10 protein-coding genes and 1 tRNA gene are annotated in these 13,052 nt (G+C 38.0%); 7 read left to right on the forward strand and 4 right to left on the reverse strand.

Annotated elements, in window-relative coordinates:
- Positions 1-47 precede the first annotated feature (47 nt).
- Positions 48-1,025 (reverse strand): GGDEF domain-containing protein, encoded by a 978-nt coding sequence (locus B1201_RS07940; protein WP_078193049.1) that lies wholly within the window; start codon positions 1,023-1,025, stop codon positions 48-50.
- 207 nt (positions 1,026-1,232) lie between these two features.
- Positions 1,233-2,423, reverse strand: coding sequence for a 2-methylaconitate cis-trans isomerase PrpF (gene prpF / locus B1201_RS07945; protein WP_078193050.1), 1,191 nt, complete (start codon positions 2,421-2,423; stop codon positions 1,233-1,235).
- A 330-nt stretch (positions 2,424-2,753) separates the two neighbouring features.
- Here prpF and B1201_RS07950 point away from each other — a divergent pair, with 330 nt between their 5' ends.
- The 5 genes from B1201_RS07950 to B1201_RS07970 all read left to right on the forward strand — a co-directional run bounded on the left by B1201_RS07950 (position 2,754) and on the right by B1201_RS07970 (position 9,374).
- Entirely contained in the window at positions 2,754-4,142 is a 1,389-nt protein-coding gene (locus tag B1201_RS07950; RefSeq protein WP_078189974.1) for an amino acid permease, read from the forward strand.
- A 73-nt stretch (positions 4,143-4,215) separates the two neighbouring features.
- A tRNA-Arg gene (locus B1201_RS07955) sits at positions 4,216-4,288 on the forward strand.
- Positions 4,289-4,838: 550 nt separating this feature from the next.
- A complete protein-coding gene (locus B1201_RS07960; protein ID WP_078193051.1) occupies positions 4,839-6,098 on the forward strand; it encodes an OmpP1/FadL family transporter in 1,260 nt (419 codons plus the stop codon).
- Between the two features lie 304 nt (positions 6,099-6,402).
- On the forward strand, positions 6,403-7,623 hold the full coding sequence (locus B1201_RS07965; protein WP_078193052.1) for an OmpP1/FadL family transporter: 1,221 nt from the start codon (positions 6,403-6,405) through the stop codon (positions 7,621-7,623).
- 374 nt (positions 7,624-7,997) lie between these two features.
- Positions 7,998-9,374, forward strand: coding sequence for an OmpP1/FadL family transporter (locus B1201_RS07970; protein WP_078193053.1), 1,377 nt, complete (start codon positions 7,998-8,000; stop codon positions 9,372-9,374).
- A gap of 73 nt (positions 9,375-9,447) precedes the next feature.
- Here the strand turns inward: B1201_RS07970 and thrH are convergent, their stop codons facing one another.
- Positions 9,448-10,065: a bifunctional phosphoserine phosphatase/homoserine phosphotransferase ThrH gene (gene thrH, locus B1201_RS07975; protein WP_078189978.1), complete on the reverse strand. Its 618-nt coding sequence runs from the start codon at positions 10,063-10,065 to the stop codon at positions 9,448-9,450.
- 199 nt (positions 10,066-10,264) lie between these two features.
- Between thrH and B1201_RS07980 the strand changes: the two genes are divergently transcribed.
- Positions 10,265-10,999 (forward strand): phosphoadenylyl-sulfate reductase, encoded by a 735-nt coding sequence (locus tag B1201_RS07980; RefSeq protein WP_078193054.1) that lies wholly within the window; start codon positions 10,265-10,267, stop codon positions 10,997-10,999.
- Between the two features lie 167 nt (positions 11,000-11,166).
- Positions 11,167-12,546 (forward strand): WS/DGAT/MGAT family O-acyltransferase, encoded by a 1,380-nt coding sequence (locus B1201_RS07985; RefSeq protein ID WP_078193055.1) that lies wholly within the window; start codon positions 11,167-11,169, stop codon positions 12,544-12,546.
- A gap of 316 nt (positions 12,547-12,862) precedes the next feature.
- Here the strand turns inward: B1201_RS07985 and B1201_RS16960 are convergent, their stop codons facing one another.
- Entirely contained in the window at positions 12,863-13,036 is a 174-nt protein-coding gene (locus B1201_RS16960; RefSeq protein WP_168379036.1) for a PA1571 family protein, read from the reverse strand.
- Positions 13,037-13,052: the final 16 nt, after the last annotated feature.

The following is a 13,052-nucleotide window of genomic DNA, read 5'->3' on the forward strand; positions in this document are numbered from 1 at the left end:
TGCATCATACTGCTTTCTCAAATCTTTCTCTATGTTACGGCCTAAATCTATGTGTTTTTCCCACAGTCTGATGGTTTTTTAAATGTCGTTTCCTCAAATAGCGCCACATTTTGTCCATCATTAAAACAGGTACAATTTTTCGAGCCTTTCTTGGCTTGATACAAAGCCTGATCAGCACGTGCCAATGTTTCAAAAAATGACTCTGTACCATCCCACAAGGCCACTCCGCATGAGATACTCAGTTGTAAAGCCTTATCCGCATAATTCATCGAAGAAGCATAGATTTGCTCACAACATTGTTGTGCAATCGAACATGCAGTCGATATAGCCGTGCGTGGCAAAATCATTGCAAACTCTTCCCCACCCATGCGATATATTTGTGCATCTGCATGTTGACTAATTTGCATCCTTAAAAGCTGCGCACTTTTTCTTAAAACTTCATCGCCAAACGCATGACCGTAGATATCATTGATTTGCTTAAAATTGTCTAAGTCGAGCATCATCAAACAAATTTCATCTGCTTGTTCGACCGCGAAGCTTTTTTGCCACTGAGAAAGATCTAAATCAAAACCTCGTCGATTTTTTATCCCTGTCAGATAATCAAAATAAACTTGTTGTTCGAGTTGTTGGTTATGTTTCAACAGTGATAATTCGACTTGCTTTAAATTTGTAATGTCCGCACAGCACAACAGTACATGTTCCAAATCCCCACTTTGTTGAAACTTTGGTTTGAGCGTGAACCAATAATGCCGTTCATTTTCACTATACATAAAGGGTTCAATGCTATCGTTCTCTAAACAGCGTAAATCAAACTCAGAACTTGTGGCTTTGGTCTTTTGCTGCATCACAGACACGTGATTTAATACGATCTCTTGTAAGTCTGACTGAAATCGATGTTTAAATATTTGATTGGCGCATATCAGCTCAGCTCTCGCAGAAAATAACGCAGCAGGCATTGGCAACGCTTCTAATACAGCCAATTGTTCAGTAGGTAGGTCCGATTTTATTAAGTCTTTTTTAAGCATGGTTTCGCTACTTTTTTCAGGGTAAAGCTACGCAAAATGCTAACAAAATTAATCTGACATAAATCACAGAAACTTTCTAATATTAAATGCAGTTCATATTATATAAAAATATATACCAATTCATGATTTGCTTATTCATATAAAAGATAAAGGCAAAAAAAAAGCCCCTGCAAAGCAGAGGCTGATTTCAAATGAGATGTTAAATACTTAATCTAAACTATCCGCAGGAATACGCACCCAGCCTTCCATTAAGACACGCGCACTCCGGCTCATCACGGCTTTTTTAACGACCCACTGACCATTTTCATAAATTGCTTGCGCACCTACACGTAGCGTCCCAGATGGATGTCCAAAACGCACAGCTTCTCGCTCCCCACCACCCGCGGCTAAGTTCACAAGCGTCCCCGGTATCGCCGCAGCTGTACCAATGGCAACTGCCGCTGTGCCCATCATGGCATGATGCAGTTTCCCCATTGATAAGGCACGAACCAATAAGTCCGTATCTTGTTCTGAAATTTGTTTAGAACTCGAAGATGTATAAGCTTTCGGCTTTGAAACAAATGCAATCTTTGGGGTATGTTGACGTTGCTCTGCTTCTGCAATATCTGAAATCAAACCCATTTGCTGCGCACCATAAGCACGGATTTTTTCAAAACGGGCCAATGCCTTAGCATCACCGTTGATCGCATCTTGCAGTTCAGTGCCGACATAACCAATATCTTCTGCATTTAAGAAGATCGTTGGAATGCCTGCATTAATAAATGTTGCAGGGAAACTACCTTCATCGGGTACGGTTAAGGTATCGACCAAATTCCCTGTAGGAAACATAGCGCCGCCATCTTCACCATCATCTGCGGGGTCTAAAAATTCAATTTGAACTTCGGCTGCTGGGAAGGTCACACCATCTAGTTCAAAATCACCGGTTTCTTGTACTGCACCATCAGTAATAGGTACATGCGCAATAATGGTTTTTTGAATATTGGCTTGCCAAATACGAACCGTACACAAACCATTTTCAGGAATACGTGATGCCTCAACCAAACCATTTGAAATGGCAAATGCACCAACTGCTGCTGTTAAGTTTCCGCAGTTACCGCTCCAGTCGACAAATGCTTTATCAATTGACACTTGTCCAAATAGATAGTCTACATCATGCTCAGGCTGTGAACTTTTTGCCAAAATCACGGTTTTACTGGTACTTGATGTTGCTCCACCCATCCCATCAATTTGTTTGCCATAAGGATCTGGACTGCCAATCACACGCAATAAAAGTTGGTCGCGAACTTTTCCAGCTTGTTGTGCTGCAAGCGGCAAATCATCTAGCTTGAAAAATACACCTTTACTAGTACCACCACGCATATAAGTCGCTGGAATCTTAATTTGGGGAGCAAAACTCATTTTTATTGAATCCTTAATCTTTATCATTGTGTTTTGGCAGAACGTTCTTTTCTGCGCTTTTGCATCATACAATGTTTAATTGAAGTTTTAACAATCACATGACTTAAGTATAAAAAAACAACATTCGATACCTTTTCCATATAAAGCCAAGTATAAGAATTTCAATTAAAATAAAATTAATCTATTGATTCATAAATTTTTAATTCAGCATTTAAAACGAAAAATAGGTTATTAAATATATAAATATTTTTCATAAATTTTGAGCTACTAGGCTATTCATTCTCTATACATTACAATTACCAAAATTAAACCATTCTCGGGAAGAGTAACTTGACTACCAATTCCTCCGAACTCAAGCGTGGCTTAAAGAATCGTCATATTCAATTGATTGCCATGGGTGGTGCAATTGGTACAGGCTTATTCTTGGGCTCAGCGCATGTGATTCAATCTGCTGGACCATCCATTATTCTCGGCTACGCCATTGGCGGTCTGATCGCCTTTCTAATTATGCGTCAGTTGGGTGAAATGATCGTCCATGAACCTGTAGCGGGTTCATTTAGCCATTTTGCATATAAATATTGGGGGAAATTTCCAGGTTTCTTAACAGGTTGGAACTACTGGATTCTCTATATTTTAGTGGCAATGACAGAACTCACCGCTGTTGCGAAATACATCAACTACTGGTGGCCTCATATTCCAGCGTGGGCATCTGTACTGTTCTTCTTCGTGATCATTACTTTAGTAAACTTAGGTAATGTGAAGTTTTATGGTGAATCTGAGTTTTGGCTGTCGATTATTAAAGTCACTGCAGTTATTTCTATGATCGTATTTGGTTTGTATTTGCTACTTACTGCAGATGCCAATTCAACAGCATCATTTACCAACTTATGGAGTCAGGGCGGCTTCTTCCCAAATGGTTTTGAAGGTTTATTCTTCATGCTGGCTTTCTTGATGTTCGCCTTCGGCGGTATTGAACTGATTGGTATGGCGGCAGCAGAAGCTGAAAATCCAAAAGAAACTATTCCAAAAGCGATCAACCAAGTTGTATTTCGTATTTTGATTTTCTACGTGGGTTCTTTGACTATTCTATTGTCACTTGTGCCATGGAATCAGCTTGAACTAGGTGGTCTAGACAAAAGCCCATTTGTGATGATCTTTAGCCAACTGGGTATTGATTGGGCTGCACATTTACTGAACTTCATTATCCTAACTGCAGCACTGTCTGTTTATAACAGCGGTATGTATGCCAATAGCCGTATGCTTTACAGCTTGGCAAAACAAGGTAATGCCCCAAAAGTTTTCGCAAAAACTAACAAAAGTGGCGTACCAATTCCAGCAGTATTACTTTCTGCAGTACTGATTTTCGGCTGTGTACTCTTAAACTACTTCGTACCTGAAGATGCACTTGGTCACTTAATGTATGTGGTTGTTGGTGCGCTTGTCCTGAACTGGGCGATGATTACCATGACTCACTTACAGTTCCGTCGTGCCAAACGTATTTTGAATTTTACAACGTCTTATCCTGCACTTTGGGCACCAGTCAGCAACTACATCGTTCTGATCTTTATTGCTTTAGTTCTATTTATTATGTGGACTCAGGGCTTTATGGAATCAGTTCTAATGATCCCTGTTTGGATTACAGTCATGTTATTAATGTTTAACTATCTTAATCCTAAAGATTTGAGCGACATTGACCCCAATGAAGTTCATAAAGACTAAGTAATTTAAAAAGTTATTGTTTCGGCAATAACTTTTTTTTTAGCTAAAATAGGAGTACATTAGCCTCCGTCTTGCGCTCTTAGCTTAACCGGATAGAGCAGTTGCCTCCTAAGCGACCGACGTGGGTTCGAGTCCCGCAGAGCGCACAATTTTTTAGACACCTCACCTCTCTGATTTGTTCAACTCACATTTATCAATAAAACTAAATTCAGAATTCTTAAATCTAAATTACAAATTCAAAATTCATCTCTGAATTTTTTAACTTAATCTTTGTTTTTACTGATATTACTCTTGAGAGTTTGTTTTTTAAGAAGAATTGAATAGCACTTTTAAATTCCCTAATCATCTATTTGTCAATGCAAAAAACGACACATGGCGTGGTCTATAAGGCCAAAAAAATCAATTTATGACTGCCCATATCAAAATATTTTCAATTATTTTTAGGTTTAGAAAATAATGCAGTAACTAAAAATATTAAATAATAATCAAAATGTTATATGTATTAATTAGTACATTTACTCTAAATAGTTCGTTTTTCAATCATATTTTTTAATCTAGAGCATTTACTCTTATTTTAATTGTGCTATTTTTGTCACATGGAGTAACAATTAAGCCCAAGAGTATTAAAAAGTTTTCCATAACGAATATATGCAGTAACCATAAAAATCAAATTCGTATCTCAAGGAATGACGAAGAATGAAATTAAAAACTTTAGCTACAGCCATGATTCTTGCTTCAGTTCCAATGACAGGTGCTTTTGCAGCAGCACTAGATCGTTCAGGGCAATCTATTTCTGCATTTTTACAACCAGGGAACTATTTTGAAGCAGGTATTTCAGTTTTAGATCCGAATGTTTCTGGGAAGATGAACAGCACTGCTCCTGCAAGCAATCCAACATTAGGAGCTCTTGCTAATACATCACTAGATGACATGGCGGGTGATTACTATTTTCCACAAGCAGCATTAAAATTACAGCTAACTGATAATTTTTCTTTTGGTTTACTATATGATCAACCTTTTGGTGCAGAAGCTAAATATAGTGCAACAGATCAAACACTACCAGTTGCAGGTAACCCTGGCGCATTCCAATTAATGGGCGAAACAACGGAAGTCGAAGTTAACACTCAAAATATCTCGATGATATTAGGTTTTCAACCAATTGAAAATTTTAACATATACGGCGGTGGTGTTTATCAAACAGTAAAAGGTGATGTTCAACTACGCGGTATTGCATATGGAGCAAACCAAGCTCTCGGTTTATATAATGCAAATATGAAAGAAGATAGTGCCGTTGGTTGGTTAGCAGGATTAGCGTACCAAATCCCAGAAATTGCTTTAAAAGCATCTATTACTTACCGTTCTGAGATTGATCACGAAGCTGCAACCACTGAAACTGGAAGCAGTGCTCTACTAGGCGGTGCTTTTTCAACGCGTGCTGACACTAAGATCACCACACCGCAGTCTGTTAACCTTGATTTTCAAACTGGTATCATGGCCGACACTGTCGCATTTGCAAATGTACGTTGGGTAGATTGGTCAAATTTTGCAATTCGCCCAACCGCTTTTGGTAAAGCATCTGAAACATTAGGTGCCCTTGGTCGTGGTCCTGTTGGTGGATTTGACCTTGTTGCTTATTCTGACGATCAAATCAATGCTACAGTTGGTATAGGTCGTAAATTGAGTGAACAATGGGCTGGTAACGTTTCTGTAGGTTGGGATTCTGGTGCAGGCAACCCTGTATCAACACTTGGTCCTACTGAAGGCTACTGGAACGTTGGCTTAGGTTTACAATTCAGCCCAGCGCCTAACTACTTTATCGCAGGTGGTGTTAAATACTTCATGTTAGGTGATGCTGAAGCACAACCTGCATCAATGTTTGGTACAAATGAATCAGTAGCATCATTTGAAGATAACGATGCATGGGCTTACGGTCTAAAAATCGGTTACCGCTTCTAATTCTCGGTATTAGTAGATTGGAAATATATCCAATCTACTATTGTAAAAATAATTTAATTCAAATGTTCATAGATTGAGCATTTGAATTTTTTAAGTTCAAAGTTAAACATTAAGTTAAATACTCTATTTTTTTATTTATAAATCATAAACATAAATAACACCTTCTAGAATAATTACTCTAGCATTGCTTATTTTTTAACTTATACAGTTCATTTTTAGAGTAGCAACTCTTATTTACTGTTTTTCTATTTATGTTACTTTCACTCACCGAATTAACATCAAAAGTTACAAACAGGGATAATGTATGCAACTTAACAGTCTTACAAAAGCCATCATCATCAGTTTAATGCCTGCAACTACAGCGATTGCTGGTGGTTTAGACCGTTCAGGCCAATCAATTTCTGCATTCTTACAACCTGGTAACTATGCAGAAGCTGGTATTTCAATTCTAGATCCAAATGTATCAGGACAAGACACTGATAAAAACAGTGCTTCAGATATGGCGGGTGATTATTATTTTCCTCATGCAGCACTTAAAATCCAAGCGACAGATAAAATTTCAGTAGGTTTAATCTACGACCAACCCTTTGGTGCAGATGCAGAATATTCTGGCCAAAATAACTTTGTTGAAAACCGTCCATTGCCTTTTCAAGGAAATACATCTGTTGTTGTAGATACACAAAATCTAAGTTTATTGGTTGGCTATCAACCCAATGAGAACTGGAACGTATATGCAGGTGCTGTATATCAAACAGTAGATGGCACAGTACTTCTACGTGGTAAAACATATTCTGCTTTTAATGGATATGATTTTAGAACAGGTGAAGATGAATCCGTTGGTTGGTTAGCGGGTGTTGCATATCAAATTCCAGAAATTGCGCTTAAAGCCTCTGTAACTTATCGCTCTGAAATTGATCATGAAATGAATGCCTATGAGCGTTTTAATGCTGTAGGAATGACTGGAAATGACGCTTTAAATGGTGCAATGACTGTTATAAACTCTGCAAAAGGTGAAACTGAGCTAACGACTCCACAGTCTGTAAATATTGATTTCCAAACAGGTATTATGGAAAACACTGTTGCATTTGCAAATGTACGTTGGGTAGATTGGTCAAAATTTAAAGTACAACCTTACAAGTTTGGAAAACTTAGTGAAACACTCGGTCAATCTGGTATGGTTCCAACTAAGCCAAATGGTTTTAACTTAATTGATTATAAAGATGATCAAATTTCTGCAAACATTGGTGTTGGTCGTAAATTTACAGATCGTTGGGCTGCAAATGTATCTATCGGTTGGGACTCTGGAGCAGGCAACCCTGTGACAACATTAGGTCCAACTGAAGGTTATTGGAATATTGGTACAGGTGTACGCTTCTCTCCTGCTACAAATTACTTCATCGGTGCTGGTATAAAATATTTCTGGTTGGGTGATGCTGATGCTGTAACGGGCGCACATACCCCTGCAGGCAGATTCGCAGATAACCACGCAATTGCTTATGGTTTAAATGTCGGGTACAGCTTCTAATACAAGTTATATTTTGTAATATAAAAAAGCCCCATTTTGGGGCTTTTTTATATTCAACATGTGATGTATTTCACAATTTATTATATTTATTAAGCAATATATAGAGCGTTTTTTAGCCAAACAAACTATAAAAACTTTAATATTTAATTTAAAAGTATTTATTTGCATAACAGTAACTTAAATAAATATTTTAAAGTTTTAACTCTAAAATAAATAAAAACAATGACTTTTTTATACTATTAGTTCAATTTTAGAGTCTTTACTCTTTTTTTATTTATGATATTTTTCGCACATGGATATGATTAAAAATAATTTACATATCTCATATTTTTATTAACGCATTGACGCGTTTTTTATACTAGGAAAGTAGAAAAATGAACTTAAAAGCATTAACAAGTGCCATTTTATTTGCCAGCGTACCAATGACAGGGGCTTTTGCAGCAGCAATGGATCGCTCTGGGCAGTCAATTTCTGCATTTTTACAACCGGGTAATTATTTTGAAGCAGGGATTTCAGTTTTAGATGCCGATGTTTCTGGCAAATTAAAAGATAATTATACAGTTACAGGTGGTGGTGCAAATACAGCAAAATCAATTCAAGGTACTGAACTTGGTGATATGGCAGAGAGCTATCATTTCTACAATGCTGCATTAAAAGTACAAATGACAGATAATGTTTCATTTGGATTAATTTACGACCAGCCTTTTGGTGCTAAAGCAAAATATTCAACGAATGATAAACGTCAAACCGATAGTGTTTCACTCAAAACCAATGAAGTTGGCGCATTTACTGTCGGAGATGAAGCAACATCCGTTGATGTAAATACACAAAATTTATCATTTATTTTTGGATATCAACCAAATGAAAATTGGAATATTTATGCAGGTCCAGTTTATCAGACAGTTAAAGGTGATGTGACTTTACGTGGTTCTGCTTATGGTCCATTTGGAGGAGTTAATTGTCCGATTAGCGCTTGCAGTTTGAATTCCACAATTCAAGGTACTAAAGATAAATTTAATGGTTATGAAGCTCGTATAGCAGAAGATTCTTCTGTTGGTTGGCTTGCTGGCTTTGCTTTTCAAATACCGGAAATTGCACTTAAAGCATCTGTTACTTACCGCTCGGAGATTGAGCATAGTGTAACTCCTGATGAAGTTATGCCAGCTAACTCCCTGATGGGCGGCTTAGGTGGTATTAAACCTATGGTAGATGGTTATGAATTTAAAGAGGGTAAAACTGATGTAACCACACCACAGTCTGTAAATTTAGATTTTCAAACAGGGATTATGGCCAATACAGTAGCATTTGCTCAATTGCGTTGGGTAGATTGGTCGGAATTTAAAATACGCCCAAATAAATTTGGTCAATTAGCATCTGCTCTAACAAACAAAGTAATTGGTGACCCACGTGGCTTTGATTTAGTTGCCTACGAGAAGGATCAAATTTCGGCGAATGTGGGTGTCGGACGTAAGTTTAATGAACAATGGGCTGGCACAGTCATGGTCGGTTGGGACTCTGGGGCTGGTAACCCTGTATCGACTCTTGGCCCAACAGAGGGTTATTGGAGCCTCGGTTTAGGTGGACAATTTAGTCCAACACCACAAACATTTGTACAAGCCGGTGTTAAGTACTTCTGGCTAGGTGATGCAAAATCACAAGTTGCAAGTCATTTCGGTACAGATGAATATGCTGCAAACTTTAAAGATAACGATGCAATTGGTTATAGCTTGAAAATTGGTTACCGTTTCTAAGTTGCTTTAAAAACTTTGGATTAAACAAGAAAGGGCGCTATAAGCGCCCTTTTCTATAATTTGCTATTCAGAATTAAGCTGGAATATCACGCACTGAAGCATTACGAATGGCTTCTTTTAGTGCTGCATAGCCATGAATTGGTGGGAACTGTGGAAACTCCGCAATCACATTGTCAGGCGCATCAAATAAGAAACCCGCATCTGCTTCACCGAGCATCGTCGTATCGTTATAAGAATCACCTGCTGCAATCACTCGGAAGTTCAATCCATGTAATGCTTGAACGGCTTTACGTTTTTGATCAGGTTGACGAAGCTTATAAGCGCTAATCATGCCATTTTCATCAGTTTCTAACTTGTGACAGAAAATCGTTGGCCAACCAAGTTGTTGCATTAATGGATGTGCAAACTCATAGAAGGTATCTGAAAGAATAATCAATTGAAAATGAGTACGTACCCACTCCACAAACTCTTTTGCACCTTCAAATGGCCCCATATCTGCGATTACGTCTTGAATATCGTTTAAACCCAAACCGTGTTGTTTTAGGATATTTAAACGCTGAGTCATCAACACATCGTAATCTGGAATGTCACGAGTCGTTGCTTCAAGTTCTTTAATGCCTGTTTTTTTCGCAAAATTAATCCAAATTTCAGGTACTAAAACCCCTTCTAGATCTAAACAAACGACTTCCATGCACTCTACCCTCTGTTAAGTGAAAAAAATTTTCAATATCATAGCGGAAGAATAAAAAAATGCATTGTTCTTTTTTAAATCTATTTTTTTCATAAGTATCTATTTTTTAGTGATAAGTGTGTTTTAGCATTTCCATTAAAATAGTTCTGAAATAAATTAATATAGGTTTTAACGTTCCAAGCCTATAGCCAGGACATTCATGACTACCATCCCTACTATTGACCTTGTCGATGCACTTGCATCCGAATATGCAGATAAATCACCTTCTGAGATTATGAAACTTGCGCTAAGCCAGCAAGGTGAAGTTGCGATTTCCTTTTCTGGTGCAGAAGATGTTGTACTGATAGATCTTGCATCGAACTTAGGGATTCCATTTCGTGTATTTAGTTTAGATACCGGTCGCTTACACCCTGAAACTTACCAATTTTTAGATACTGTCCGTAAACATTATAAAATTGATATCGAAATCTGTTTCCCAGAAAGTGATGCCGTACAAAAACTGGTGACAGAAAAGGGCTTTTTTAGCTTTTATCAAGATGAACATAAAGAATGCTGTGGTATCCGCAAAGTACAACCTTTGCGTAAAAAACTAGCCACTTTAGATGGCTGGATCACTGGTCAACGTAAGGACCAAAGCCCTGGTACACGTAATGAAATTCCTGTAGTACAAGCTGACCCAGGTTTTTCAGGTCCGGGCAAGCATTTAATTAAATACAATCCTTTGGCAAACTGGTCTAGTGCTGATGTATGGAACTATATCCGTCTAATGGAAATTCCATATAATCCACTACACGAACGTGGCTTTATTTCGATAGGCTGTGAACCATGTACTCGACCTGTTTTACCGAATCAACACGAACGTGAAGGTCGCTGGTGGTGGGAAGATGCAACCCATAAAGAATGCGGCTTACACGCAGGCAACATGAAAAAATAAAGAGCACAAAACCACTGCATAGCAGTGGTTTTTTTCAACGCATCGATACACATAATTCCGTATCATTTCAACGTAAAAACGCTATACTGCAAATGACAATTTAATAATTCTAACAATGCTACTCATACATGAGCAGCTGTAGAAATTGCAGTGAGGCAATCAACGCTATGCGTCCATTACATCCTATTGATTTCATATTCTTAAATTTAGAGAAACGGCAACAACCGATGCACGTAGGTGGTCTATTTTTATTTCAGATCCCTGACAATGCACCAGATACTTTTATTCAAGATTTAGTCGCAGATATTCGTAATTCAAAATCCATTCCTATTCCTCCTTTTAACAATAAACTCAACGGCTTCTTTTGGGATGAAGACGAAGAGTTTGATTTAGATCATCACTTCCGCCATATCGCACTGCCGCATCCCGGTCGTATTCGTGAACTTTTGACTTATATTTCTCAAGAACACAGTGCGCTGATTGACCGTGCAAAACCGCTTTGGACTTGCCATATTATTGAAGGCATTGAAGGCAATCGTTTTGCCATGTACTTCAAAATCCACCACGCGATGGTCGATGGCATTGCAGGTATGCGTTTAGTTGAAAAATCACTTTCGCATGACCCAGATGCTAAAAGTATTGTGCCACCCTGGTGTGTTGAGGGCCCTCGTGCAAAACGCCTGAAGCAGCCTAAAGTCAGTCGCATGAAAGGTCTCCTATCGACCATTAAGGGACAACTTGACTCAACACCACGAGTTTTATATGAACTGTCACAAACTGTAATGAAAGATATGGGCCGTAACCCAGATTATGTATCTAGTTTCCAAGCGCCGAGTTCAATATTAAACCAACGGGTTAGTTCTTCACGTCGTTTCGCTGCTCAGTCTTTTGAATTTTCACGTTTGTCACATATTGCCAAGTCACTTGGTGTAACAATTAACGATATTGTGCTCGCAATTTGTTCAGGTGCATTACGTGAGTATTTAATTACACAAAATGCTTTACCTAAAAAGCCATTGATTGCCATGGTGCCTGCATCTGTTCGTACCGATGATTCAGATATGTCTAACCGTATTACCATGATTTTGGCAAACCTAGGGACCCATAAAGAAGATCCGCTAGAACGCTTGAAGATTGTGCGTCGTAGTGTGCTCAATGCCAAAGAACGCTTTAAGCGGATGAACTCGAATCAAATTTTAAACTACAGTGCCTTTGTCTACAGTGCAGCAGGTTTAAATATTGCATCAGGCTTTATGCCAAAACGTCAGGCCTTTAACTTGGTCATCTCAAATGTTCCCGGCCCACAAGAGCCGTTATATTGGAATGGCGCACGCTTAGAAGCGCTCTACCCTGCGTCCATAGTGTTAGATGGTCAAGCGCTTAATATCACTATGACTAGCTATTTAGATAAGCTTGAAGTGGGTCTAACTGCATGTCGTAATGCACTGCCAAAAATGCAAAATTTACTGTCGCATTTGGAAGAAGAAATTCAACAATTTGAAGCTATTGTGAATCAAGATTCCCCAAAGTTACAGGCGGTTAGCTAACCGCCTACTTCATATTTTTGTATCAATTCATAAGCATATTGAACCATACAAAAAAGATAAAAAAACCGTCTAAATTAAACAATCTAGACGGGTTTTTAGTATTTGAACTTTGATTAATTTTTTGGAGTAATTTATGTGTATAAGCTAAAATTTCGGTGAACAAATCCGTTGTTATTGTTTAATTACGACTTGTAGATACACACTGATAATTAAATTTATTTTCCATTCTTTATAAAATTTTAGCGCAATAAAAAATTTAGAATCGCGCGTTAGCACCTTAACCCTCTGGATTACATTATTATTTATATTTCAATATTTAAGCTTTAATTGCTCGGCACTGTTTAAGTAACTGATGACAAGCAGAGCGAATCATAGACGCTGTAATTTGAACTTCATTACCACGCTCATCCACGATATAACCTGAATGGATCGCTTTTGCTTCAACAACAGTTTTAAGACCACTTTTCATTACTGTTTTACTAACACCCATAATACACCTCTTTTTG

It is taken from the genome of Acinetobacter sp. ANC 5600, assembly GCF_002018395.1.
In the GTDB taxonomy this organism is placed as follows: Bacteria; Pseudomonadota; Gammaproteobacteria; order Pseudomonadales; family Moraxellaceae; genus Acinetobacter; species Acinetobacter amyesii.